General features: G+C 56.5%; 23 protein-coding genes. 15 read left to right on the plus strand and 8 right to left on the minus strand.

What is annotated here, in order from left to right; genetic code table 11:
• Positions 1-73 precede the first annotated feature (73 nt).
• From tolB to AC6IZD_RS06415, 4 genes are all read right to left on the minus strand, one after another.
• On the minus strand, positions 74-1,411 hold the full coding sequence (gene tolB, locus AC6IZD_RS06400) for a Tol-Pal system beta propeller repeat protein TolB (protein ID WP_497786855.1): 1,338 nt from the start codon (positions 1,409-1,411) through the stop codon (positions 74-76).
• Positions 1,412-1,491: 80 nt separating this feature from the next.
• Positions 1,492-2,361, minus strand: a complete 870-nt coding sequence (locus AC6IZD_RS06405) for a TonB family protein (protein WP_497786856.1) — start codon at positions 2,359-2,361, stop codon at positions 1,492-1,494.
• The gene (locus AC6IZD_RS06410) at positions 2,345-2,779 is read right to left on the minus strand and encodes an ExbD/TolR family protein (RefSeq protein WP_497786857.1); all 435 of its coding nucleotides are present in this window, start codon (positions 2,777-2,779) and stop codon (positions 2,345-2,347) included. Before AC6IZD_RS06410 ends, AC6IZD_RS06405 begins: the two co-directional genes overlap by 17 nt.
• A gap of 9 nt (positions 2,780-2,788) precedes the next feature.
• Positions 2,789-3,466, minus strand: a complete 678-nt coding sequence (locus AC6IZD_RS06415; RefSeq protein WP_497786858.1) for a MotA/TolQ/ExbB proton channel family protein — start codon at positions 3,464-3,466, stop codon at positions 2,789-2,791.
• 271 nt (positions 3,467-3,737) lie between these two features.
• Here AC6IZD_RS06415 and AC6IZD_RS06420 point away from each other — a divergent pair, with 271 nt between their 5' ends.
• The 4 genes from AC6IZD_RS06420 (at position 3,738) to AC6IZD_RS06435 (ending at position 8,617) form a co-directional block, all read left to right on the plus strand.
• Entirely contained in the window at positions 3,738-5,825 is a 2,088-nt protein-coding gene (locus AC6IZD_RS06420; protein ID WP_497786859.1) for a M13 family metallopeptidase, read from the plus strand.
• A 163-nt stretch (positions 5,826-5,988) separates the two neighbouring features.
• Entirely contained in the window at positions 5,989-7,674 is a 1,686-nt protein-coding gene (gene recN / locus AC6IZD_RS06425; RefSeq protein WP_497786860.1) for a DNA repair protein RecN, read from the plus strand.
• The gene (locus AC6IZD_RS06430; RefSeq protein ID WP_497786861.1) at positions 7,671-7,928 is read left to right on the plus strand and encodes a hypothetical protein; all 258 of its coding nucleotides are present in this window, start codon (positions 7,671-7,673) and stop codon (positions 7,926-7,928) included. Before recN ends, AC6IZD_RS06430 begins: the two co-directional genes overlap by 4 nt.
• A gap of 23 nt (positions 7,929-7,951) precedes the next feature.
• Positions 7,952-8,617 carry a hypothetical protein gene (locus AC6IZD_RS06435; RefSeq protein ID WP_497786862.1) on the plus strand — a complete coding sequence of 222 codons (666 nt, stop codon included), beginning with the start codon at positions 7,952-7,954 and terminating at the stop codon, positions 8,615-8,617.
• 147 nt (positions 8,618-8,764) lie between these two features.
• Here the strand turns inward: AC6IZD_RS06435 and AC6IZD_RS06440 are convergent, their stop codons facing one another.
• The 3 genes from AC6IZD_RS06440 to AC6IZD_RS06450 form a co-directional block, all read right to left on the minus strand.
• Positions 8,765-10,540 carry a VWA domain-containing protein gene (locus AC6IZD_RS06440; RefSeq protein ID WP_497786863.1) on the minus strand — a complete coding sequence of 592 codons (1,776 nt, stop codon included), beginning with the start codon at positions 10,538-10,540 and terminating at the stop codon, positions 8,765-8,767.
• Positions 10,541-10,582: 42 nt separating this feature from the next.
• A complete protein-coding gene (locus tag AC6IZD_RS06445; RefSeq protein WP_497786864.1) occupies positions 10,583-11,638 on the minus strand; it encodes a redoxin domain-containing protein in 1,056 nt (351 codons plus the stop codon).
• Between the two features lie 123 nt (positions 11,639-11,761).
• Positions 11,762-12,502 carry a hypothetical protein gene (locus tag AC6IZD_RS06450; protein WP_497786865.1) on the minus strand — a complete coding sequence of 247 codons (741 nt, stop codon included), beginning with the start codon at positions 12,500-12,502 and terminating at the stop codon, positions 11,762-11,764.
• 318 nt (positions 12,503-12,820) lie between these two features.
• Here AC6IZD_RS06450 and AC6IZD_RS06455 point away from each other — a divergent pair, with 318 nt between their 5' ends.
• From AC6IZD_RS06455 to AC6IZD_RS06505, 11 genes are all read left to right on the plus strand, one after another.
• Complete coding sequence (locus tag AC6IZD_RS06455) at positions 12,821-13,198, plus strand: DUF4345 domain-containing protein (protein ID WP_497786866.1); 378 nt, start codon at positions 12,821-12,823, stop codon at positions 13,196-13,198.
• A gap of 287 nt (positions 13,199-13,485) precedes the next feature.
• A complete protein-coding gene (locus AC6IZD_RS06460) occupies positions 13,486-14,463 on the plus strand; it encodes a 4-hydroxy-3-methylbut-2-enyl diphosphate reductase (protein WP_497786867.1) in 978 nt (325 codons plus the stop codon).
• Positions 14,464-14,469: 6 nt separating this feature from the next.
• Positions 14,470-16,419, plus strand: coding sequence for a squalene--hopene cyclase (gene shc / locus AC6IZD_RS06465; protein WP_497786868.1), 1,950 nt, complete (start codon positions 14,470-14,472; stop codon positions 16,417-16,419).
• 82 nt (positions 16,420-16,501) lie between these two features.
• Positions 16,502-17,518 (plus strand): hopanoid-associated sugar epimerase, encoded by a 1,017-nt coding sequence (gene hpnA / locus AC6IZD_RS06470; RefSeq protein WP_497786869.1) that lies wholly within the window; start codon positions 16,502-16,504, stop codon positions 17,516-17,518.
• Positions 17,503-18,240, plus strand: a complete 738-nt coding sequence (locus tag AC6IZD_RS06475) for a phosphorylase family protein (RefSeq protein ID WP_497786870.1) — start codon at positions 17,503-17,505, stop codon at positions 18,238-18,240. Before hpnA ends, AC6IZD_RS06475 begins: the two co-directional genes overlap by 16 nt.
• A 28-nt stretch (positions 18,241-18,268) precedes the next feature.
• Positions 18,269-19,384, plus strand: a complete 1,116-nt coding sequence (locus AC6IZD_RS06480) for a zinc-dependent dehydrogenase (RefSeq protein ID WP_497786871.1) — start codon at positions 18,269-18,271, stop codon at positions 19,382-19,384.
• A gap of 4 nt (positions 19,385-19,388) precedes the next feature.
• Positions 19,389-20,438, plus strand: a complete 1,050-nt coding sequence (locus AC6IZD_RS06485; RefSeq protein WP_497786872.1) for a zinc-dependent alcohol dehydrogenase — start codon at positions 19,389-19,391, stop codon at positions 20,436-20,438.
• Between the two features lie 9 nt (positions 20,439-20,447).
• Positions 20,448-21,467 (plus strand): squalene synthase HpnC, encoded by a 1,020-nt coding sequence (gene hpnC / locus AC6IZD_RS06490; protein ID WP_497786873.1) that lies wholly within the window; start codon positions 20,448-20,450, stop codon positions 21,465-21,467.
• Positions 21,464-22,369, plus strand: coding sequence for a phytoene/squalene synthase family protein (locus AC6IZD_RS06495; RefSeq protein WP_497786874.1), 906 nt, complete (start codon positions 21,464-21,466; stop codon positions 22,367-22,369). Before hpnC ends, AC6IZD_RS06495 begins: the two co-directional genes overlap by 4 nt.
• The gene (gene hpnE / locus AC6IZD_RS06500) at positions 22,366-23,778 is read left to right on the plus strand and encodes a hydroxysqualene dehydroxylase HpnE (RefSeq protein ID WP_497786875.1); all 1,413 of its coding nucleotides are present in this window, start codon (positions 22,366-22,368) and stop codon (positions 23,776-23,778) included. The genes AC6IZD_RS06495 and hpnE overlap by 4 nt, the downstream gene beginning before the upstream one ends.
• A gap of 146 nt (positions 23,779-23,924) precedes the next feature.
• Complete coding sequence (locus AC6IZD_RS06505; protein WP_497786876.1) at positions 23,925-24,467, plus strand: DUF5818 domain-containing protein; 543 nt, start codon at positions 23,925-23,927, stop codon at positions 24,465-24,467.
• Between the two features lie 131 nt (positions 24,468-24,598).
• Here the strand turns inward: AC6IZD_RS06505 and AC6IZD_RS06510 are convergent, their stop codons facing one another.
• On the minus strand, positions 24,599-24,814 hold the full coding sequence (locus AC6IZD_RS06510) for a cold shock domain-containing protein (RefSeq protein WP_497786877.1): 216 nt from the start codon (positions 24,812-24,814) through the stop codon (positions 24,599-24,601).
• Positions 24,815-24,939: the final 125 nt, after the last annotated feature.

The following is a 24,939-nucleotide window of genomic DNA, read 5'->3' on the forward strand; positions in this document are numbered from 1 at the left end:
CGTAAAATGGCCGGACCGTTATGAGTTACGGACACGAATCAGCAACTGCTTTTAAAAAGCCGTTCCGATTTTTCTATTTCCAACTCCAATTAGGTTGCGAGTTGGAACCGGTGAAAGTCAACTGCGTTTGCTGGCTACCATCAGCCAGCATGGACCAAATCTGCTCTGTGCCGCTGCGTGTGGACTGGTACACGATGTGACGTCCGTCTGGAGACCACGACGGAAAATCATTGCGCCCACCGTCATGCGTGAGCTGCACCCACTGGTGGCTGGCGACGTCCATGATGTAAATGTCGGAAGCGCCCGGCGCACCGGGACCATAGTGACGAATCCATGCAAATGCAAGGAATTGTCCATTAGGCGACCAGGAAGGGGAGACTGCATAGCCCTGATCGGTGATACGCTGCGCATTTGTACCGTCTGCATCCATGATGTAGATCTGCGGCAGACCGCTACGCCCGCTGACCCACGCAATCTGTGCGTTGGTCTTCGGATTCCATACGGGCGACACGTCAGGTCCATGATACGCCGTCAGACGCTTCAGGTTACTTCCATTCTGATTGCAGACGTAAATTTCAGGATCGCCACTGCGCGAAGAAGAGAATGCGATGCGCGAGCCATCGGAGCTCCATGCAGGCGATAGGTTCGTGCCGCCGAAGCTCGGGAAGCTGATCAGGCGTCCAAGTTCAACCGAGTACATCGCAATGTTGGGGCCTCCATGCGCGAAGGACGAGAACGCCAGGCGGGATCCATCGGGCGAGATGCGGGGCGCAAGCGAAATGGAACCCAGATGCATTAGCTGGTGCTGTCCTGCACCGTCGTAATCCATCGTCCAGACTTCCTTGCTGCCACCGCGATTGCTGATGTAATAGATCTTGGTTTCGGCGATGCCGTTGATGCCGCCCCCGAGGCGGAAGATGATTTCATCGGCGAAGCGATGCGCGATTGTCCGAGTATTCTCTTCCGTTGCCGTTTCGCGGTACTGCTTGGCGAAGACTTGCGGGTTCTGCACATTCTTAACGTCGAAGAGCCATCCCTGAACCTGGAGGCTTCCGCCGCTGACTCCGAGATTGCCGAAGGCGAGCATCGCGGTGTTGACCGGAGGCGCGGCCCAGACGCTAAGTTTGGCATCACCGGGTGCGCCGACTGCGCCGAGCGGATAGAAGCTCTTCGAAACCATGTCGAAGATGCCAGCCTGCGTAAGGTCGTTGAAGAGAACACTATTGAATGTTTTATCGAGTGGGGTGGATTGAGGGTCGGCGGTTGCGATCTTGAAGTCCGGTACTGCAATGCGGATCTTCTCACCACCAACGCCAGTGCCCGTACGGATCCAATCCTGCGCGGTTGCTGGTGTCAGCGAAGCGAGCACCAGCGCCAGGAGCAGAGTGGACAGGGCTGCGAATTGCTTCATTCAACTCTCCCAGAATTGCTGTGGCGCATGGAGCGGTCGCTCCGGCAGCTTCCTGTGAAGCCCCGGTAAGACGGACTTACTCAGCGCCTGTAATCGAACCAGAACTCCACGGAAACGTAGCTACCGTTGTACTCCCGGGGCAGATCTCCAAAGGTGTCGATACGCTGCAGGGTGCGAACCGCGGACGTGTCGAGTGCTGGAATACCCGAGGACTGCTCGATACGTACGTTGGACGGCCTGCCGTTCCGCGAGATATCAAAAAGTATATAAACACGCTTTGCCGAGGAGACACTCGGATTTACTTCGCTCTGCCAAGCCTGGTGAACCTTTCTTGCCACCACCTCGGTGTACCAGCCAAAGCGTGAGCCGAAGGTTCCGGTGCCGCCTTCACCAAACTTCATTCCGCCGGTCGTCCCACCACTCTGAAACGTAGTGAAGGGGCCTGCGACAGGTCCGCCACCGCCAAAGGGAACAGTGTTATCGACCTTCGCCATTTCACGCGGTTTCTCGCGGCTTGGCGTGGGAAGCGTCGGACGTTGTTGCTTTTGCACTTCGCGCGGACTGGGCTGCGGCGAGGTATTGGCGACGGGCTTCTGCTGCTTTGGCGTCTTGACCTTCGTGTTGCGATCAGGGATCGCGATCGCGTTGTCGTCGGGCTTCGAGATGGGAGCCGGAACGGATTGCGAAAGTCCCTTGCTGTCGTTGGCTAGCACGTTTTCAGGCTTCGCTTGCGGGTTTGGAGGCAAGGGAATGCCGCTGACCAGATGAGCGCTCATGGCCCCGCCAGGTTCTCCGCCGTTGCCATTGTTTCCCCAGGCATCGCCAGCGTGGGAGAACACACCAGGCAGCAAAAGCGCACAGGCGAGCAACGCCCCGTGAAGCACTGTGGAAACGGCCAGCGACGGCGCGAGTGATTCTTTACGACCGTAGATGTCAGCGTCCAGAGGCATTTGTCTTCGTATCGATCGGTTGCGTCACGATGCTCACGTTGGTGATGCCGGTCTGCTTCACGGCGTCCATTACAGTGGCAAAGGCGCCAAAGGGCACATTCTCATCGGAGCGAATGAAGACGCTCTGGCCTTGCGGATCGCGAATTTTGTCGTGCAGCCGATCGGAGATTTCGTTGATATTGATGGGATCATTCCCCAGAAACACACGCTGATCCTTGTCGATGGTGATGACCAGACGCTCTTCGGTAATTTCCTTGACCGTCTTGGTCTTGGGCACCTCGACCTCAATGCCGGACTGAAGGATCGGAGCGGTCACCATAAACATCACCAGTAATACGAGGACCACATCAACGAATGGCGTGATGTTGATGTCCGAGAGCGATGTCTGAGTGCGTCCCCTGCTGTTTGTAAACGCCACCGCAATCTCCTATCGAGCGTCGCCGTTACGATCGATGATGTTGAGCAGCTCGAGGCTGAAGTCATCCATGCGCGCGGCGAATTCACGAATGTTTTGCAGGAACACGTTGTATGCGATCACGGCGGGCACGGCGGCAAAAAGTCCGGCAGCAGTGGTAATCAACGCTTCGGAAATGCCAGGGGCAACGGCGCGAAGCGTGGCAGCGCCAGCATTGCCGAGTCCGTGGAATGCGTCGATGATGCCCCAAACGGTTCCGAATAGTCCTACGAAGGGAGCAATGGAACCCGTGGTGGCAAGCCAGTTGAGACGGCTCTCAAGACGCGTAAGTTCTTCGGAAGCGGCGATCTGGGTAGCGCGCTGTACGGAGATAGTGCGCGGATTGGCACCGCAACGCTTCAGCTCTTCTACGGCGCCATCAAACACGGCGACCAGGGGTGAAGGCTTGAACTGATCCGACACGGCAGCGAGTTCCTGAAGGCGCGTGGCACGACGGAACGTGCGAACGAAACGTCCGCTCTGTACCGCGGCGCGGCGGTAGAGGCCGTACTTGGAGAGAATGATCGTCCAGGACAGAAGACTGAAGGCGAGAAGGATCAGAAGTACGATTTTTGCGACGAGGCCGGTATTGGAAACCATGTCCAAAACCTCCCCGCCCAGTGCGAAAGCTAGAAAGTTAGTAATCGGCATCCTTTTCTCATTGGAGCGGGCGCTGAAGTCGCATCACGCTCAGGCGAGGCTTGTTGGCTTGGGGCTTGGGCAGTGTTGCGAGTCGATTTCATTATAGTCAGCTCTGTAGAGCTTTGCGCGCGCGCCTTGTGCAGAAGTCCATTTTAACGAGCAAACAGGAATACGAAATGGCAACTTCAGAGTAGGTTCTAAGGGGATGTCAGTAGGGAAGGCTCTGCAGCAGTGTAAACTGCGAGCACCTGAAATAAGTGGAAACGGACTGAACATAATCATGAAGACTAATGGATTGTTGATGATTGCGCTGATGTTGGGCTCGGTTGTAGCGACTGCGCAGAACAATGCGACTCCGTCGGCTGCGCCCGCTGCGACAAAGGCGGCCGAGCGGCCTCTTAAGGCCCTGCCTTACACACCGAGTCTCGATGTTCCCTCGATGGACAAGGCAGTCGATCCCTGTGTCGACTTCTATCAATACAGCTGCGGAGGGTGGATGAAGAAGAATCCGATTCCGCCCGACCAAGCGCGTTGGGACGTCTATTCGAAGCTGGCGAACGACAATCTGCAATACCTGTGGGGCATTTTGGACGATCTTTCGAAGCCGAATGCCTCGCGCACGCCGGTGCAGCAAAAGATCGGGGACTACTTCGGCGCCTGCATGGACGAAGCAACGGTCGAGAAGCTAGGGGCGAAGCCGATTGAGCCTACGTTGAAGCAGATTTCTGCGATGAAGTCGAAGCGGGATCTCGCGCCGTGGCTGGCATCGCAGCATTTGAATGGAGCACATCCTGGACTAGTGTTCGGATTCGGCTCGAACCAGGACTTTGGCGACGCGACGCAGGTAATCGCCTTTGCCGTAGGTGGCGGGTTGGGACTGCCGGACCGTGACTATTACGTAAAGACTGATGCGAAGTCGGTCGAGCAACGGCAGAAGTACGTCGAACATATCGCGAAGATGCTGGCGCTTGCTGGGGAATCCGAGGCACAGGCAAAGTCTGATGCGGCGACCATCATGCGCATGGAAACTGCGCTGGCCAATGCGACTTTGACGAGGGTGGAGAAGCGCGATCCTTACAAGCTGTTCCACAAGATGACTCCGGCAGAGGTGGACAAGTTGACGCCGGAATTCGACTGGAAGGCATACCTCACGAAGAGCGGCCTGGATGGTGTAAAGACCATCAACGTGACAGAGCCGGACTTCTTTAAGGAGCTGAACAAGCAGCTTCAGAGCGAGCCGCTGGAGAACTGGAAGGTGTATCTGCGGTGGCATGTGATTGACGGCGCGGCCCCGTATCTATCGAAGGCTTTCGTGGATGAGGATTTTGCATTCAATAGGAAGTACTTGCGCGGAGTGGCCGAGCAGAGGCCGCGCTGGAAGCGCTGCGTTGCCGATGTGGATCGTTTGCTGGGCGAGGCGCTGGGACAGGAGTTCGTGCGCAGATCGTTCTCGGAAAAGACGAAGCAGGACACGGTGCGCATGACGGAGTTGATAGAAAAGGCAATGGCCGAGGAAATCAACAAGCTCGACTGGATGTCTCCGGAGACGAAGAAGCAGGCATTGACGAAGCTGAACGGCATCAGGAACAAGGTTGGATATCCGGACAAGTGGCGAGACTACAGCTCGGTCGACATCAAGGCGGGAGACCTGTTTGGCAATCATCAGCGCGCAGCTTCGTTTGAGGCGCATCGCGAGCTGAGCAAAATTGGCAAGCCGGTGGACAAGCTGGAGTGGGGCATGACTCCGCCCACAGTGAATGCGTACTACAACCCGCAGATGAACGACATCAACTTCCCGGCTGGCGTGCTGCAGCCCCCGTTGTACGACCCGAAGATGGACGACGCTCCGAACTATGGCAATACGGGATCGACCATTGGGCATGAGTTGACGCACGGTTTCGACGACGAGGGAAGGCAGTTTGACTCCACAGGGAATCTGAAGGACTGGTGGACTCCCGAGGACGCGAAGAAGTTCGAGGAGAAGATCAACTGCGTGCGCGACCAATATGCGCAGTATGTGGTTGTGGACGACATCAAGATCAACAGCAAGCTGACGAGTGGCGAGGATGTGGCTGACCTCGGAGGCACTCTGCTGGCTTATCTGGCGTGGAAAGAGGCGACGAAGGGCATGAATCTGGAATCGGTGGATGGTTTCACGCCGGATCAGAGGTTCTTCATCGGCTTCGCGCAGTGGGATTGCGAGAATGCAAGGCCTGAGGAATTGAGAGCCAACGCAATCACCGATCCGCATTCTCCGGGGCGGTATCGCATCAACGGCATTGTGAGCGATCTGCCGGAGTTCCAGAAGGCGTTTGGATGTAAAGCCGGACAGCCCATGGTGCGAGCGAACGCCTGCAAGGTGTGGTAGGCATGTAGCGCAAGCAGTTGTGCTGGTGCAATCAGTCCCAGAGTTGGGGCACTGTGCCAACTCTGGGCCACCCTGGGCGCAGCTGAGGCAGAGTTTTTCGTAGGCGAAGATGCCGGTTGGCGTGGTATCCTCGCCGGGAAATCTACACACGATGGGTGCCTGAGTGCTTAGGGAACTGCGGGTTGAAAACTACGCCGTCATCGACAATGTGGTGGTTGAGTTTGGGACAGGGCTGAACCTGCTCACGGGTGAAACCGGTGCGGGTAAGTCGATTCTAATCGACGCGCTCGCCTTGCTGTTGGGCGAGAAAGCCTACAGTGATGTCGTGCGCCATGGAGCGGAGAAGGCAACGGTCGCTGCCTTGTACGATTCCGATGACCCGGCGATCGCCGCTGTGCTTGAAGAAAACGGCATCGACAGCGAGGGTTCCGAAGTCATTCTGCGAAGAGACATCGCCCTGAACGGTAAGGGAAGGGTGTTCATCAATAACCAGCCAGCAACGGTGGCAGTGCTGAAAGCTCTGGCTCCGCGGCTGGCTGTTGTGCATGCGCAGAATCAGACAATGCTGATGTTCGATCCTCCCGAGAGGCTTGCGCTGCTGGACGCGGCGGCGGGGCTGAGTGTGATCGCAGTGAGCGATGCGCACGCCAAGTGGAAGGAAGTCGCGGAGCGAATTGCCGAGTTGGAGCGGGACGAGCAGGAAAAGCTGCGTTTGGTTGATCTGTGGAAGTTTCAACTCAAGGAGATCAAAGAAGCGAACCCCGCAGCCGGAGAAGATCAGAAGCTCGAGGCTGAAAAGCGGGTGTTGGCGAACTCCGAGCGCGTGTATGGTGCGGCGCAAGGGGCCTTTGATGTTTTGTATGAGGTGGAGGAGTCGGCAGTAGCGAGGCTTCGGGCGGCGACGAAGCATTTGGAGGAGCTGGCGCGGTTCGATGAGTCCTTCAAGGATGCGCTGGCGCAGTTGGACGGCGCGCGCATCACGGTCGAGGATGTGGCTACGACGTTACGCGATTTCGCCGACGGAATGGACGCTTCGCCGGAAAGGCTGGCGGAGGTTGAGGACCGGTTGGCGGTGCTGGACAAGCTGCGCAGGAAGTATGGCCCGACTCTGGAAGATGTGTTGGCGTTTCAGCAGGAGACGGCTGGCAAGCTGAATGATCTGGAGAACAAGGATGAGCTGCTAGCAGGTTTGAGAAAACAATTGGCAGCGGCGGCAGCGAAGTATCTGGATGAGGCGCGAGCGCTGAGTAAGAAGCGCTACGAGATGGCGCGCAAGCTGGAGAAGACGGTCGAAGCCGAGATCAACGATCTGGCAATGAAGTCGAAGTTCAAGATTGAGGTTTCGGGATCGGATGAGGAAGGGAACTGGTCGGCAACAGGATTCGATCGAGTAGCGTACCTGATTTCAACGAATCCGGGAGAGCCGATGGGGCCGATCGAAGAGATCGCGTCGGGCGGCGAGTTGTCGCGTGTGATGCTTGCGCTCAAGGCGAGCGTCGAGGCTGGCAGCGCGAAAAGCAGCAAGAAGTCGGATGGGCAGCGCTCACTGGTGTTCGACGAAATCGATACTGGAATTGGCGGGCGCGCTGCCGATGCTGTAGGCAAGAAGCTGAAGGCTCTCTCGCGGACGAAGCAGGTATTGTGCATCACGCACCTGCCGCAAATTGCGTCCTTTGCGGACAGACATTTCCTGATTGAAAAGCACGAGAGCGGGGGACGAACGAAGACAACGGTGCGCCCTCTGAGTGCAGACGAGCGGCGGAGAGAAATTGCTCGCATGCTGAGCGGGGCGAAAGTGACCGAGGCGAGTTTACAGAACGCGGAGCAGTTGCTGAAGGCTAACGCATGACGAGGACGAGACAGTGGGGGCCGACAATTGCGGTCGGAAGCGCGCTGATTTTGTCAGTTGCATTCGTGGACCGTTATCCATGGATTGATGTGGCTTGGATCTGCGCGCTGTTTGCATGGATTGTGTTGGCCTCGGTTCATTCTGTAACAAAGGCTCGACGTCGCAAGAGCGGGGAGATCTCGCTTGGTGGGTATCCACGGTGGTTCCTGCGGGTTGCTCTGGATGAAGACGAAGGTCGCAAAGTCTGCGAGTAGTAAATGACTGCGGAGAGCGGCACGTGAGCAGATTCCTAGTAGAAACCATCGTTTCAACTCTGCCTGAAACTTATCGCAACAGAGTGCTGGAATATTCGTCGAGAGGCACGAGCGGACCGACGATGGCTTCAGGAATCGCCGAGCTCCTGATCTCTGGTACGCTGACCATCCTTCGATACAAAAGCTTCATGCTGATGAGGGCGATGCAACTCAGGCATTTAACCTTCCCCAATGAGGGATCTCAGCTCTACATGAGTGGGATTCTCACTGTCGAGTATGTTCTGCAACCACTCAGCTTTTTGCTCCTGTACTGTGTTGCCGAGGGATTCGTGCGTTTCTTTGCGGCATGGAGTCAGGACGAAATTCTTCCAATGCTTCCGATGAAACTGCTCGAAGTCGTTGCGGCGCGAGCGTCCCGAGTGCGACAGGAATCGGGACGACAACAGCGTCGGCTTCCGGATGTGCTGGATCGCCAATCAGAAGGTCTGATACTAAGAACTTGCCAACGGAGGGAATGGCATGAAGGCGTGACTGTGGCTGTGGGAGATGAACTTTATGACCTCACAAACGTAGAGCAATGTTCGGGGCCACACCGATACTTGTATCAGTTTTTGAAGAAGAGGGAAGGATCTGTTGTAAGGGGAGTGTATAGGTATGAGCCCACCGTGCAATCCAACGCAGAACGATGATCTGATCGGACCACGGTGGCTAGAGCGGTTCAATTATTGCTACTAGCCGTTGGCGTTTTGCTCTCCCACCTTAGCCGCGCAGAAAACGCGCGTCGAAGATGGGGCACCCGACTTTAGAATAGACCGGCCTCGCGAATAGGCCAGTTTTCATTTCACCTCAAAGGGCATGTGTACCGTGCCGATTTGGCCAGTCTGGTTATCGCGGACGACGAAACGGCACTCATACTTCCCAGGGACGAGCTCAAGTTGTTCCTTCAGTCCAATGCCATACTTCTGGATTCGGGCGAGCCTCTCGGGAGTGAAAGAGGCCTGCACGGATTGTGAGATGCGGGCGACGTCTTTGCCGGACTTGTCGAGAGCTACGGCGGCTATTTCAAGGCTTACGCGATTATTGTTCTGAGAGTCGATGCGCACGCTTGAAACCGGAATGTGCACGACAAAGTCCTCAACTGTTCGCACTTCGGACGAGGGGGCATCCGCTTTGGGCGCGAGTTGCTTCGCGCCGGAGTTGTGCACGTCGATGACGATGCCCGTGTATTCGAATGGCGATGACAGGGCCGACACGATTTCCTGACGGCGGTTGGCTGGAGTGTCCTCGGGGACCGCAGCAGCATAAAACCCTTCTCGGGAGCGGACGTGTGCGTTAGGCGCAGACACATGGACTTTAAGTTTGCGCCACCCGGTCTTCTTGTCGTCTCCGGAAAGGTAGTAGCCGAGCAGGTAGTAGGATTTCGAATCGTCGATAGCTTTAGCAAAACACTCCTTGAAGTCGTTGGTATTCAAGCATGCCCGCCCGCCGGTTGCGTCGGCGAAGGCGCGGAAAGTTTGCTGGCGCTCCTGGTACACGTCGTAGGTGGGAACGATGCTCGTTCCCAGCGGATTTCCACCACGCGACCTGCTTGGTTGGGAGGATTGGCGACGCTGGCTGGCATCCACGATTCGAGAATCCAAACCAGTGAGTTCGACCGGATAAACAGCGATGTTCGCAGACGTAAGTGCGCGCCATGTCCGTTCGTACTGCTGGACCATGTCAAGGCCCATATGGGCGAACGAGTGTGGATCATTGATCATGAATGGAAAGCCAGAACTGGCCCAGATGAGAGTCTTGCGGGCGCTATCGCCTGAATAGGCGGAGGCAATCTGATTCAAGGCATCAAGCGTGCGCCGGGTTGAATCACGCTGCTGGAAGGCGGCTGATCCATCCACCGTATCCTGAAGAAATTGCGAAATCTGCTGTGCCTGGTCGGAAGCAAAACTCACCAGTTCGGCCTGCCAATCGGCTATGGCTGCTATGTCGGCCTCGTTCATTTCGCTGGACGAAACGGAGGACTGCAACTTCTTCACGGCTGCAATTAGAACGCGAGTGTCTGTGGTAAACGAGTGCAGCTGATAAATGCCCTTCCTGTTTAAGCCGAGCAGTGTGATGGGTTCATCCTGTGGCAAACCCTTGGACAGGAACTCAATCAATTGGCGGCGACCTTCCGCCTGCTTGATCGCCGGTGTGTTGATCATGTCGAGCACGACAATTGTGAAGTGTCGGGAAGCTGCATCGGTCCCTGAAAAGTTGGAGGCGGTGCCAGATGGCCGTGCAGGTGCGGTCGCTTGGACATGCTCGGGTGCAGTCACTTCCTCGAAAAACCCAAGTTTCTGCGGCTTGTTTTCCTCGTCGATTCGGAACGCATCGCGCGAGAGCCCCGGAAGATGTTTGCCGGACTTGTCGGTAACAATTACGGGCACGAGCACCAGTTGTGAACGTACTTTGAGAGTGGTGGCGCTCTGAGGGTTCTCTGTCGAGGGCTGAGGAGTGGGAGTTGTTTGTTGCGCCTGTTGCGCGATGAGAGTTGAGCCGAACAGCAGACCTATGGCAGACAGCCGATGAATGTTCATGTGTGTCCCGGCACAGAGTCGTTGACGAAAAAACATTGTCACTCTGTGGGGAGAATGCTGCAAGCAGAGATGAAGAAATCAGTGTCCCTGAGAGGTTGCGCTTTTGTTCGTGGCAATCACTTTCAGGAGTTTCTTGACTTCGTTCTGCACCTCGGTTGTCGATTGGGCACCGTGTTCAACCCAGCGCATCACGCCTTCGGGATCCACTACCACATACGTGGGAAATGAATGGATGCCGAACAGCTTGGCGATGTGGCGGTCCTTATCGAAGTACTGAGGCCAGGTCATATCGTTTTCCGATATAAATGCCCGCCACTGGTTCTCGTCCGCATCGCTGCTAACACTGAGCACGACAACAGGGTCGTTAACGAAGCGCTTCGCCATAGAACGTACATCGGGAATGGAACGACGGCAGGGAGGGCACCACGAGCCCCAGAAATCAATCACGAGCACTTTGCCAACAAGGTCGTCCGACGAAATGTAGTGTCCGTCAGCGGTGGTCACAGAGAACTCGGGAACATAGTTTTCGCGAGTGCGACGTGGGTTCTCTATGAAAAGTTCTGCCGTATGACGCCATCGATTGATCTCGGCATTAGGCCGTTCCGGGTGTTCGGCGAGAAAACGCTTGAGTTCGGTAATCCCCTCGTCATCGCGACTCATCTTCATCAAAACACGGCCAAGTTCGAGATGAACTAGCGGTGGCGCTGGCGTAAGTGCAGCAGCTTCGCGTAATTCGCGCTCGGCGGCGAGGAGCTTTTCGCGGTCGCCAGAACTGAGCTTCTCCTTGCCAGACTCGCTGACGAGTCTCTCATAGCCGAGTCCCATGATGTCGTGGAGATGGGAGCGCATGCGGTCTTCGGTGGCTACCTGCAGCCCGCGCTGGGCTGTTGCAATCACGTCCTTGTACGCATCCACGGTTGCGTATGCCTGCGCAAGCTTCAGGTACGCCTCAGCGTTCGAAGAATTGAGCTTGATTGCCTTTTTGTAAGTACGGATCGCGTCATCATTCTGGTGAGACCTGAGAAGAGTGTAAGCCCGAGTCATCAACGCGTCGAAGTCAGTATCGTTTTCACCAGCCCAAGCAAAAGCGGTGCACAACAGGACGACAACGAGTAATTCAGCAGAACGCTTCATCCGATAGTCCCAACCAGAGACACTGATTTTGGCAGATCGGAAAAAGAAAATCAGCAACTAGAAGCACATTCGCCCCCACTCAAGCCCAAGAAGAAACTTTGAGTGGGGCGCGCGTGTCGTGTGCTAGCAGGCTTCGATGGTGTACGCGGGCGATTTTACGAACCCGCCATTGCTATCCACCACGATGAACGTTACCTGACTGAAGTCGTTGATGTAGAGACTGGTGTTGATTTTGTTGCCGGGGAAGTTAGCCAATTTCGTGTTGCCAACCCACAGTTCCATGCGAACTACAGACCCGCTGAGTGGGGTTCCGGTGACTACGAACGTAGAGTACGGCGCCGTGTGGCAGCCCAAGGTGGAGAACGGTTCGCAAACGTGCACTCCGGGACTGCTGGGCGCCGGGCAGAATTCAGAAGCGCTGTTGTTCTGAACGGAAACGGAAAACGTGGGAGACTTAGCGTAAGAGCCCGTTGAATCCACCTCCACTAGCGTGAGATTGTGGGTGCCGATTGGAAGCGTGACTGGCTGGTCGAACACGTACGAATAGGTCTGAGTGATTTTCTTGCCATCAGCCCAGAGCTCTATTCGCTGCACCGGGCCGCCTCCGCCGGTTGCGACACCAACGACCTGAAGAGGCGAGGAAATCGGGGCCGGTGCGGTGCCAGTGAAATTCGAGATGGGAAAACACGCATTGACCCCGGCATGGGACAGCGGCATGCAATTGCCATAGGGGCCGACGCTAGCTGGCAGGTTCGCCGGGACGGCGGCGACCGCAGACCGAGTACTCAGAATGATTGGAGTGAAACAGAGTGCTACCAGAAGTAGCGCTTTCATCAAGGTTGCGGCGGGAGGTTGTATCTGCATAGAACCCTCTGCTTGCTGTCTCATCGTGGAGCACGAGACGGAATTGGACTCAGGTTCCGGCGAGTGCGGCACGTAGAGTCGGCCCATTGTTCGAGTGGAATCCTTCAGAGAGTCAACCGAGCAATTGAACTTATGCATTCTGGATTCCACAAAGCGGGGCAGCGACATAGCGCAACTCGCGCGTTATCTGCAGAGTGTTGTGGAGGTATGTGCTCCAGAACGGAAGAGTGCTGCGCAGAATTAGCAGAACATGTGAAACTCCCGTTGCGAACAGTAGCGCGGGGCTGCGCGGAAGAGGCTGGCAGCATCGGAGCGAGCATGACCTTATCAAAAGCTTCTCTGCTGACGACGGCGTGTGTTCTGACCGGATTTGGTTTGTACGGGTTGATCGCTCCCAAGGAAATGTTGGGCAAGGTGGACATCAAGCCTCGTTCGCGAAAGGCGATCACAGAGTTGCGCGCCATGTATGGAGGATTTGAGATCGGGTTGGGCGCCTTCTTCGCAGTCGCAGCATTTAGCAAGGAGATGGAGCGGGCGGCGCTGTGGGCCCAGTTGCTATCAACCTCTGGACTTGCCGGAGCACGGCTCGGAAGCCTTATCTATGACCGGCCCGAGGGTGGATTGCTGAAAGCGCTATGCGCGGTGGAGTCCGCCGCAGCCGTGCTGGGCGGTGTGGCGCTAAAGCGGGCAGCGTGATGGTGGCGCGAATCTGCGGATAGCGGAACATTTGTTTTATTTGGAGCACGAAAGTGGCATAAGGCCTTCGGCTGCTATCGCCTAGAGGTCGCACCTGTTAGAATCATGTGAGTTCAGGATTGCTGTTCGCCTCCTGCTTTGGCCCTGCCCGATGCCGAATCGCGGCATTTCTATGCGATGAGGTGGCGGGAAATTGTGCTTGGACATAGACTTGCAGGAAGTCGAATGTGTGTTCCGGGTGGAGCACTGAAAATCCCCGCGGGCCACAGTTGAATCTAAAAAATCGAATGACGCAGACAACCGAAGCGAAAACTCTCCTATTGTTGAAGCCCCGTGGATTCTGTGCTGGTGTGGTGCGAGCGATCGACATCGTCCGTATCGCGCTGGATACGTTTGGTCCGCCCATCTACGTCCGCAAGGAAATCGTCCACAACAAGTACGTCGTTGAAGATCTGAAGGCCAAGGGCGCGATCTTCGTTGACGACGTAGAAGAGGTTCCTAACGGCGAGCGCGTGATATACAGCGCACATGGGGTAGCGCCTTCAGTCCGCGAGGCCTCGAAGTTGCGCACCCTGCGCGTAATCGACGCGACATGCCCGCTGGTGACAAAGGTTCACGTGGAGGCGATTCGTTTCGCTAAGGACGGCTATTCGCTGATCCTTATTGGTCACCTGAATCACGACGAGATCGTAGGCACTCTGGGCGAAGCTCCCGAGGTGACCCAGGTTGTGAGCAACGCTGAGCAGGTAGCTAACATACAGGTTCCGGATCCGGATCGCGTGGCCTACCTGACGCAGACGACGCTTTCGCTGGACGAAGCGAAGGACATCATTGAGGCGCTGAAGGCGAAGTTTCCGAATATTCGCGGGCCGCATGCACAGGACATTTGCTATGCAACGGAGAACCGCCAAGTAGCGGTCAAGAACGTAGCCGAGCAGGCTGACTTGTTGCTGGTTGTGGGTTCGCCGAACAGCTCGAATTCGAATCGGCTGGTGGAAGTGGCGAGGAATCTAGGCACAAACTCGCACCTGATCGACACCTGCCAGGACATCAACGAGCAATGGCTGGAGGGCGTCAAGACTGTGGCGTTGACCGCAGGAGCTTCGGCCCCTGAAATCCTGGTACAGGAAGTCATTACATTCCTCGCAAGAAAAGGTTTCGACAACGTGCGCGAGGTGGAAGTGATGCCGGAGCATGTGCGATTTGCGCTGCCGCCGGAGATCGTTGCTGCAATTGGTGCGGCTCCCGCAGCGACGGCGGAGTAAGAATTCATGGAAGCAAGCTCAACGCAGTCGACCGCGATTCGCTTCGGCAAAATATCTGGTCTACGTACAAGGCTGAAGAACGCGATCAGGGCGGGACAGGATTTCCTATTCTCGCGCCAGCACGAAGACGGCTGGTGGTGCGGAGAACTGGAAGCCGACACGACGCTGGAATCCGACTACATTTTTCTACACACAGTATTGGGCACTCGCGATGAGGGCAGATTCCAGCAGTGTGCGGACGAGATTCTGCGCCATCAGAACGAGGACGGCGGCTGGCCCATTTACCAAGATGGGCCGTCGAACATCTCGGCATCCGTGAAGGCGTACTTCGCATTGAAAATGTGCGGATACTCGCCGGATGACCCTCGGATGGCAAAGGCGCGCGAACGTATTCTGGCCATGGGCGGAGTCCCGGCGTGCAATACGTTCAGCAAGATCTACCTGTGCGCGCTAGGTCAATACGACTACGATGCGGTTCCGGCAATTCCGCCTGAGATCGTACTGTTTCCGAACTGGTTCTGGTTCAACATCTACGAGATTTCGTCGTGGTCGAGGGCGATCCTGATCCCGCTTTCGATCTGCTATGCGAAGAAGCCGTTCAAGAAGATTCCGGATGAATGGAATATCGATGAGCTGTTTCCGGATGGGCGGCACGGAAGTTCTCTGCGGCTGAAATGGGACAAGAAGCTGATCGGGTGGCGGAATTTCTTCCTCGTGCTCGACAGACTGTGCCACTGGTTTGAACGCGTCCACGTACGTCCTCTGCGCTCGGTTGCATTGAAGGCGGCAGAGAAGTGGATGCTGGAGCGCTTCGAACTCAGTGACGGCCTCGGCGCAATCTATCCCTCCATTCTGAACTCCATCATCGCGTTGCGCTGTCTGGGGTACTCGCTCGATGATCCGCAGGTCATTCGCGCGTTGGATGAATTTGAGAAGCTGGGCATTGCCGAGGGAGATAGCTTCCGAATGCAGCCTTGCGTTTCTCCGGTGTGGGACACCGCTTATTCGCTGTTTGCGTTAGCCGAGAGCGGAGTAGATACGCAGGATCCCCGCATGGTCAAGGGCGCTGAGTGGATGCTGAAGAAGCAGATTCGGCGCAAGGGCGACTGGTCGGTGAAGGTTCCGAATGCAGAGCCGGGCGGGTGGTACTTCGAGTTCAATAACGAGTTTTATCCCGATGTGGATGACACGGCGCAAGTTATGCTCGCCTTGAACCACATCGAAACCAGCGATCCACGCTTCCAGAGTGAGTCCGTGAAGCGCGGCATTGTGTGGGAACTCGCCATGCAGTGTAAGAACGGTGGCTGGGCGTCATTCGACAAAGACAATGATCGTATGGTGTTCCAGTACGTTCCTTTCGCCGACCACAACGCAATGCTGGATCCGGCGACGGTGGACATCACCGGCCGCGTGTTGGAGTGCCTGGCTGCGCACGGGTTCACCTTGGAAGACAAGCCGGTACAGCGCGCCATTGAATTCATCCGCAACGAACAGGAATCCGATGGATCGTGGTTTGGCCGCTGGGGCGTGAACTACATTTACGGCACCATGTGCGTACTGCGCGGGTTGGAAGCCGTGGGTTTCGACAATCACGACGCAATGGTGCAGCAGGCGACCGAGTGGCTGCGAATGATCCAGAATCCTGATGGCGGTTGGGGCGAATCGATCGGTTCCTACGACGACGTGAACGAAAAGGGCGTTGGCGTAAGTACGAGTTCGCAGACGGCTTGGGCGGTGCTGGGCCTGATGGCCGGTGGAGATTACCGGTCGGAGTCACTGGCACGAGGGATAGCTTATCTCATGGATCATCAACAGGCTGATGGTGGATGGAGCGAAGTACCGTACACAGGCACGGGATTCCCACGCGTGTTCTACCTGAAGTATCACTCCTATCCCTGGTATTTCCCGCTAATGGCGCTGGCAAAGTATGCACGTTATGAGGCGCAGGGAGAGTAAAGCCGGGTTCGGCGAGACTGCACGATTAGGGCTATGGGGCGCAGCCTGAACGGGCTGCGTTTCATTTTGAAAGAGGCCAGAGTTGAAAGCGTTTGTTACCGGAGCGACGGGGTTTGTAGGTAGTCATGTGGCTCGCCTGCTGGCAGAGCAGGGTGCCGATCTGCGCCTGCTGGTCAGGGCTGGGAGCCGGAAAGAGAATCTGGCGGGACTACCTGGTGACTTGGTCGTTGGCGACCTGACGGATCCGGCTTCGCTGCGCAAAGGAATGGAAGGCTGCGAGGCTGTGTTCCATCTTGCGGCGGACTATCGGCTATGGATCCGCGACCCGAAGCCAATGTATGCGACGAACGTGGATGGCACGGCGGCAGTGATCGAAGCAGCGCAAGCGGCGGGTGTGAGAAGGACGGTGTACTGCTCCTCGGTGGCGACCTTGGGATTCGGATATGAGCGGGTTGCAGTGGATGAGGATACTCCGGTGACCGAGGCCGACATGATTGGCCACTACAAGCGCTCGAAGTACTTGGCGGAACGCAAGGCAATGGAACTGGCGGCCAAAGGTGCCGAGGTGGTGATCGTTAATCCGAGCACTCCTGTGGGAGAGCAGGACATCAAGCCAACGCCGACAGGAAGGATTATTCTGGATTTCTTGCTGGGAAATTTCCCTGCGTACATGGAAACGGGAATGAACTTGGTCGATGTGCATGACATCGCTCGTGGGCATCTGCTGGCATTTGAAAAAGGACGCCGGGGTGAGAAGTATATTCTGGGTGGCGAGAACCTGACCCTGAAGCAGATTTTGGACATTCTGGGAGATATCACGGGGTTGCCCTCGCCGAAGATGAAGGTTCCGCATGGGGTGGCGATGGCCTTTGCGGCTTTCGACCAAACGTTCAACGGATACTTTAGGAATCGCGAGCCAAGAGCGACTTTGGAAGAAGTTAGGATGGGACGGAAATTCATGTGGGTGAGCACTGCCAAGGCTGAGCGCGAGCTAGGCTATACGCACGGAAATGTGCGGGCTGCGCTGCGGCGCGCGGCCGAGTGGTTCGTGTCCCACGGGTATGCCCCAGCATACGAGGTGATGTGTCCGACGGCATGAGGGGCGATCGGGTCCAGTTCGGGATAGTGGCGGCGCTTGAGCGCGAAGTATCGGGTCTGGTGCGCGGTTGGGAGAGCGCGATAGTCGAAAGCAAGGGCATGAAGTGGACCGTGTATCGTCAGGGAACGGCTGCTATCATCTGCGCCGGGACCGGGACAGCACGGGCATATTGTGCCACGAAGGTGCTCTTTGAGGACTGCTCTCCGAGAATGGTAACTTCTATAGGGTTTGTAGGTTCCTGTGTCGAGAGCTTGCCGGTTGGATCGGTGGTTGTTCCGGGAACCATAATCGATGTTGGAATGGGCCGGACGTACTCGTGCGCCTTCGGCAGCGGACGGCTTGTAACGATGGATCGCGTGGCCGGGAAGACTCTGAAGCAGGACGCTTGTGAGCGGCTGGGCGCCATTGTGGTGGATATGGAAGCCGCTGGCGTTGCAGCCGCGGCCGAGGAGTTTGGGCGAGAGTTCGCCGCCATCAAGGCAGTTTCGGACGCCGCCGATGAAGATTTGGAGTTCCTTTCGGACTTTGTGCGGCCGCAGGGGTTTGCGACGGGAAGATTTGTGGCGCATATCGCGCTGAGACCCAGACTGTGGTCGAGTGTTGCGAGATTAAAGGCGAACAGCGAGGTGGCTGCGAAGGCGTTGATGAGCGCTGTCGAAGACTGCATTCGCGATCCGAAGCAGTTTGCGGCGAAGTTTTCGAAGACCACCGCGCAGGTTTGATGAAAGTGAGTTACTGAGAAGAATGGATGTGAATCCCACGACGGCCGCGCTCGAGCGACCAAAAGCTTTGATCCCCGATCGGATGCTGGCGACAATCTACTACGGCAAAAACGATTTGCGGCTGGAAACAATTCCTGTGCCGAAGATTGGACCCGGCGAACTCCTGGTGCGCATTCATACGTGCGGCATTTGCGGGACGGATCTGAAGAAGATTGCGACGGGGTCGCACTCGGCTCCTCGTGTGTTCGGTCATGAAATGACCGGAGTCGTAGTTGCGAAGGGCGCGGGTGTCACGAAGTTTGCCGAGGGAGATCGCGTGATGGTCTTCCACCACATTCCGTGTGGTACCTGCTATTACTGCAAGCGCAAGGTGTTTTCGCAATGCGCGGTGTACAAGAAGGTCGGAACCACGGCTGGATTTGGTGAACCGTCGGGCGGCGGATTCTCCGAGTACATCCGAGTGATGGACTGGATCGTGGAAAAGGGCGTGATCCGGATTCCCGATGGGGTGAGCTTTGAGCAGGCTTCGCACATTGAACCGGTGAACACGGTCTGGAAGGGCATCGACACCCTGGGTGTTCAGAGAGGCGAAACTGTTCTGGTGATCGGTCAGGGGCCGATTGGGCTTTTGTTGGCGAAGCTGGCTCAACGGGCGGGAGCGAACGTAATTACTTCCGATTTGTTCCCGCAGCGGCTTACAATTGGTCAGCGTTATGGACTAAGTCAGTCGATCGATGCTTCAACGACCGATGTGGTTAAAGCGATTCGGGAACGGACCGACGGTCGCGGCGCTGATGCCGTGATTCTTGCAGTTGGTGGAAGCTCGCTGATCAAGCCGGCGATTGATGCTGCGCGTTTCGGCGGGCGCATTTTGCTGTTTGCGCAAACGGTGCGCGGTGAGGTCGTGATAGACCCCGCTTCTATTTGCGTAGACGAGAAGACGCTGCTGGGTTCCTACAGTGCATCGGTGGAACTGAATGAGGAAGTGGCCAAGTTTGTGTTCAGCGGCGAGATGGATTTAGCAGGACTTTACAGCCACCGGTTCCCACTAGAGCAGTCGCTTGAGGCATTGAGATTAGCTGCGCATCCACAGGCCGATACGATGAAGATCGCAATTCAGCCAAGCAGCGTCTGGGAAGGATGACAGAGTGAGTAAACAGATGACGGCAGCAGTCCTCTACGGCAAAGAGGACGTGAAGATCGAGCGGGTTCCGATACCGTCCGTGGAAAAGGGCGAGGTGCTGATTCGCGTGCAGGCTGCGCTGACCTGTGGCACCGACCTCAAAGTGTATCGCCGCGGGTATCACGCCAAGATGATTGTGCCGCCAGCGCTGTTTGGACACGAGTTCGCCGGAGTGATCGAAGAAATTGGACCGGCGGTGAAGAACTTCAAGGTTGGGCAGCGCGTGGTGGCTCTGAACTCGGCGCCGTGCGGGCAGTGTTTCTACTGTAAGAAGCATCAGGAAAATCTTTGCGAAGACCTGCTGTTCAACAATGGCGCTTATGCGGAATTCATTCGGGTGCCGCGGCGCATTGTCGAAAACAACATGCTGGTGATCCCGAAAGAGATCAGCTTTGAGACTGCAGCGTTGACCGAACCGCTGGCGTGCGTGCTGCGTGGATTGCACGCAACTCACGTCGAAATTGGCGATACGGTGACTGTGATTGGAGCCGGGCCGATCGGGCTGATGTTTATGCAGGTGGCCCACATCATGGGCTGCGATGTGATTGCCGTGGTAAAGCACGACGAGCAGGTTGTTTCTGCGAAACGTGCAGGGGCGAGCAAGGTGGTGCAATTCCCGAAGGTGGCGAATCCGATTGAGGCAGTGCGCGATCTCACTACAGAGCGTCGCGGTTCGGATGTGGTTATCGAAGCGGTGGGACGTCCCGAGGCTTGGGAGTGGGCCGTGGATATGGTCCGCAAAGGCGGAACGGTGAACCTGTTTGGCGGTTGCGCCAAGGGCACGCGCGTTCAACTGAATACCGAGCGCCTGCACTACTCGGAGATTACGCTGAAAGCGACTTTCCATCACACACCGGACACCGTGCGCCGGGCATTTGCGCTAATCACAGAGCGCAAGGTGAAAGGGACGGACTACATCACTGGGGAAGCGCCACTGTCGAAACTGCAATCTGTATTGCGAGACATGCTGGCCCGCGGCGGCGAGATCAAGACCGCGATCATTCCGGGACACTAGGGAAGCTGCGTGACGTCATCTGTGCCCAGCACTCGTGCAAACGGTTCCGGTTCACCGGACGAAAGCGCAAATCTCAAGGACAAGGCAATGCTGCTCGCTCAAGGATGGGCGAGTTTGCCTCCGGAGTACAGTATTCCGGAAGTCGCGCCGTCACTCGACGAGGCACGGGCGTATTGCAAGAGCCTTGCGACTTCGCATTATGAGAATTTCTCGGTAGCAACTTGGTTTCTTCCAAAGGCTCTGCATCAGCATTTCTTCAATGTGTACGCCTATTGCCGAATCTCGGACGATTTGGGCGATGAGGTTGGAGATACGGGCGCTTCGCTGGCCTTGCTTGATTGCTGGGAACAGCAGTTGTACGGCATGTATGCGGCGCTGGAAGGGCAAGAGATTCCCGTCAAACATCCGGTTTTCGTGGCTCTAGCAGATACGGTCCGGACATTTGGAATCCCTAAGCACGAGTTTGCCGACCTGTTGACGGCTTTTCGTCAGGACCAGACTGTGACGCGCTACGACAAGTTTGAGGACCTGCTTGGGTATTGCAAGAACTCCGCGAATCCAGTAGGCCATCTAGTGCTGTTTTTGTGCGGCTACAGCGATCTGGAACGGCAGCAGCTTTCCGATTACACCTGCACGGCGCTGCAGTTAGCGAACTTCTGGCAAGACGTTTCGGTGGACTGGAAAAAGGGACGTGTGTATCTGCCGCTTGAGGATTTGCGGCGATTTGGCGTGAGCGAAGAGCAGATTGCAGAAGGACGGTTCAGCCGCGAGTTCCGCCAGATGATGAAGTTCGAAGTTGAGCGCGCGCGGGAATGGTTTGAACTTGGCTTGCCGCTGATAAAGCACGTGAACCGCTCGCTGGCACTGGACCTTGAGTTGTTCAGTCGCGGTGGAATGGCGATTCTGAGCGCGATCGAGGCGCAGGACTATAACGTGCTTACGAAAAGACCCAGCCTGAGCAAGTTGCGCAAAGCAGAGTTGGCGATGAGGGCGCTGGTAGGGCGCATCGCATTGGGGAGAGCGGGGTGAGCGCTACGATGCAACAGACCGACTCGCAACTGACGACCGCTTACAGCGTTTGTCGCCATATCGCACGTTCTGCGGCCAAGAACTTCTACTACGGATTCATGCTGTTGCCTGCGCAGAAGCGGAACGCGTTGAGCGCCGTTTATGCGTTCATGCGGCATGCGGATGACCTGAGTGACGATCCGGGAATGACTCCGCAGGAGAGGCGAACGAAGCTGGCGGAGTTTATCGAATCCTACCATCGAGCGATTGAAACGGGGCGGACAGATGATCCCGTGTTCCTGGCACTGCGCGACTCGCAAGAGAGATATCAGATTCCGATGGAGTTGCTCGACCAACTTGTTGCCGGGACCGGAATGGATGTGCGCGAGGGCGAATCGACGGATGGTCCGCTGGTGGTGTATGGCACATTCCACGATCTCTATGACTATTGCTATCACGTCGCGTCGGTAGTGGGACTGGTGTGCATTCGAATATTTGGGTATCGCGACCAGGCGGCTGAGCAGTATGCAGAGCATTTGGGAATCGCGTTTCAGCTCACGAACATTCTGCGCGATGTGAAAGAGGACGCATCGATTTCTCGCGTGTATTTGCCGCAGGAAGACCTCGAGCGTTTCGGCATTACTCCGCAGGAGCTAGGCTCGGGCATACAGATGGAAAAGCTGCGTCCGCTGCTGGCGTTTGAGGCGGCGAGAGCGCGGGAGTTCTATAAGTCTGCTGATCGGTTGCTGCCGCTGATCGATGAGGTTAGCCAGCCAGCATTGTGGGCAATGGTCGAGATTTATCGTGGCATTCTGGATCGGATTGAGCTAAAGCAATATGACGTTTACTCACAGAGAGTGCGTCTGTCGGTTGCGGACAAGTTGAAGGTGCTGGCTAAGGGATTTGGGAAGAGATTGCTGTGAGCGACTCGGTGGCGCAGAAGCATGGGCATGCCAGCATTGGCATCATTGGTGGAGGACTCGCAGGACTAGCCGCTGGTTGTGCGCTGTCGGATGCGGGATATTGGGTCACGCTGTTTGAGCGCCGTCCGTTTCTGGGCGGGCGCGCTTCTTCCTATGAACATCCGGGTACGGGCGAGGTAGTGGACAATTGCCAGCACGTACTGCTGGGTTGCTGCACGAATCTGCGCGACTTGTACCGACGGCTCGGGGTTGAAGACAAGGTGCGCTGGTACCGTCGGATCACCTTCATTGAACCGGGCGGCCGATCGGGAGTACTTGAATCTTCAACATTGCCTGCGCCACTTCACTCGGCGATTTCATTTGCACAATTCGGATTGCTTTCCTTGCGCGACAAAATCGGCATCACACGCGCTTTGATGGCCTTGGTGCAGTGCGTTCCGGAGGACACCTCAGAGGACTTTTTGACGTGGCTACGGAAGAAGGGACAGACGCAGAGAGCAATCGACCGCTTCTGGGCCCCGGTGCTGATCAGCAGCTTAAACGAGGATCTGGATAAGTCTTCGGTGAAGTACGCGGCTCTGGTGTTTCGTGACGCGTTTCTGAAATCGGCGGAAGCCGGACGAATGGGCGTGCCCAGGGTTCCGCTTTCGGAGTTGTATGGCGTCGCTGCTGACTACATACATGCGCGTGGTGGTGAAGTGAAATTGCGCAGCGGAGTGGACGCACTTGCGTTCTGCGGCGACAAAGTAAAGCTGCGGTGTGGCGAGCACGAGCACAGCTTCGATTACGTCATTTCAGCCGCACCGTTTCATGCAATTGGACGACTGCTCCCGGAGGGTGATGAAGCAGAGAGGCTGCAGGAGAAAGTAAGTCATCTGAGGACGGTGCCGATCACGGGCGTTCATTTGTGGTTCGATCGCGAAGTCACGGAGTTGGAGCACGCCGCGTTGCTTGATCGGACCATTCAATGGATGTTCCAGAAATCTAAGATTCTGATACACGATGGCGAGACCGGCGGAAGCTACCTGGAACTGGTAGTGAGCTCGTCAAAAAGTTTGCTCGAGAAGGGTAGAGCGGAGATCATTGAACTGGCGATGAAAGAGCTGGCTGAGTTCTTCCCGAAGGCGCGGGAAGCGAGGCTGGTGAAGGCCACAGTGATCAAGGAAGTGAATGCAACGTTCGCTCCTGCGCCGGGAAGTGAGCGGTTCAGACCTCGGCCGGAGAGCGCGTGGCCCAGGTTGTTCCTGAGCGGCGACTGGACAGCAACGGGGTGGCCAGCAACGATGGAAGGTGCAGTGCGCGCCGGATATCTTTCCGCTGAGGCTCTCGTGCGAGCTGCCGGAGACGAGCGGAAGTTTCTGGCGGACGATCTTGCACCACAGGGACTGATGCGACTATTCCGCCCCTAAGAGATCGATGCTTCAAGTGTAATTTCTAGCCCACAACGCAAAAGCTTCCGATGGCAAAGCCGGGCGCTGCTCTGGATAGCCCGAAATCCGGGGCTGCTGGAACGGCCCGCATCCTGCATTGTCCAAGCCTATCAGGAGGATTTTGCATGAAGACTCTAGCGCTCGGAACAATGCTGTTGGGCTGCTGTCTGGCCGCAACCGCTCAGGTCGGCAGCACACCAAACCAGACACCCCCGACATCGACTCCACCGACGTTCCCCCAGGACCAGACGGGGCAGACACCCTCGAATCCCTCGACACCGTCTGACCCGACGGCGATTCCGCCAGATACACACGCTCCGGGGCAGATGGCTCACGACCGCGCGAACCAAACTGCAAACTCGCAGGCGACCAGCGTTCAAGGGTGCCTGAGCCAGACATCGGACGGGAATTTTGTTCTCGCCGACAACTCGGGAAACAGCTTTCAGCTTCGCGGAAGCACGTCGAAGTTGAGCGACTACATCGGGAAAGAAGTGCGCGTGGAGGGAATTGCAAGCTCTAGCAGTGGCTCTACTGCGGGTGCGATGTCATCTTCGACACCGTCCGGATCAACGAGTTCTTCATCGAGCTCGAACCCTTCAACTCAGTTCAACGTAAGCGATGTGCAGAAGGTCTCCGACTCGTGTGCGACGGGCACAAGCACTCGCTAGAATACATGGGCTGCTCGAAGCGGGTGGCCCTGATTCGAAGGCTTCTCAAAATATGAAAAGGCTGCTCTCGATTGAGTGCAGCCTTTCTGTTGTAAGCGATTAGGAACAACAACAGACGATCTTGTCGCAGGTCAAGCCGCAACTATTTTTTGAACGTTGCCAGCCTGAGGGCCCTTCTGACCTTCAACGATCTCGAACTCTACAGCATCACCTTCCTGCAAGCTCTTGTAGCCTTCGCTGGAAATTGCGCTGTAGTGTACGAACACGTCCGGACCGTCTTCGCGGCCGATGAACCCGAATCCTTTCGCATTGTTAAACCACTTTACCGTTCCCTTGAGACGAGCCACGTACTGTCCCTCCGAGCATCTTGAAACCGTTAGATGCGAGGAATTCGGAGCGCAGCGATATGTCGCGTTCTGATTCCCTCGCGCTGCTCATTAATTCAATTCGCGGGTAACTTGCCTTAGCTGAT

The organism is Koromonas humicola, from assembly GCF_059726255.1.

Excerpts from the sequence above, each read along its gene's own strand:
- tolB (WP_497786855.1), bottom strand. The coding sequence starts at position 1,411 with ATGAAGCAATTCGCAGCCCTGTCCACTCTGCTCCTGGCGCTGGTGCTC.
- AC6IZD_RS06405 (WP_497786856.1), bottom strand. The coding sequence starts at position 2,361 with ATGCCTCTGGACGCTGACATCTACGGTCGTAAAGAATCACTCGCGCCG.
- AC6IZD_RS06415 (WP_497786858.1), bottom strand. The coding sequence starts at position 3,466 with ATGCCGATTACTAACTTTCTAGCTTTCGCACTGGGCGGGGAGGTTTTG.
- AC6IZD_RS06420 (WP_497786859.1), top strand. The coding sequence starts at position 3,738 with ATGAAGACTAATGGATTGTTGATGATTGCGCTGATGTTGGGCTCGGTT.
- AC6IZD_RS06430 (WP_497786861.1), top strand. The coding sequence starts at position 7,671 with ATGACGAGGACGAGACAGTGGGGGCCGACAATTGCGGTCGGAAGCGCG.
- AC6IZD_RS06440 (WP_497786863.1), bottom strand. The coding sequence starts at position 10,540 with ATGTTTTTTCGTCAACGACTCTGTGCCGGGACACACATGAACATTCAT.
- AC6IZD_RS06445 (WP_497786864.1), bottom strand. The coding sequence starts at position 11,638 with ATGAAGCGTTCTGCTGAATTACTCGTTGTCGTCCTGTTGTGCACCGCT.
- AC6IZD_RS06450 (WP_497786865.1), bottom strand. The coding sequence starts at position 12,502 with ATGCAGATACAACCTCCCGCCGCAACCTTGATGAAAGCGCTACTTCTG.
- AC6IZD_RS06455 (WP_497786866.1), top strand. The coding sequence starts at position 12,821 with ATGACCTTATCAAAAGCTTCTCTGCTGACGACGGCGTGTGTTCTGACC.
- AC6IZD_RS06460 (WP_497786867.1), top strand. The coding sequence starts at position 13,486 with ATGACGCAGACAACCGAAGCGAAAACTCTCCTATTGTTGAAGCCCCGT.
- shc (WP_497786868.1), top strand. The coding sequence starts at position 14,470 with ATGGAAGCAAGCTCAACGCAGTCGACCGCGATTCGCTTCGGCAAAATA.
- AC6IZD_RS06505 (WP_497786876.1), top strand. The coding sequence starts at position 23,925 with ATGAAGACTCTAGCGCTCGGAACAATGCTGTTGGGCTGCTGTCTGGCC.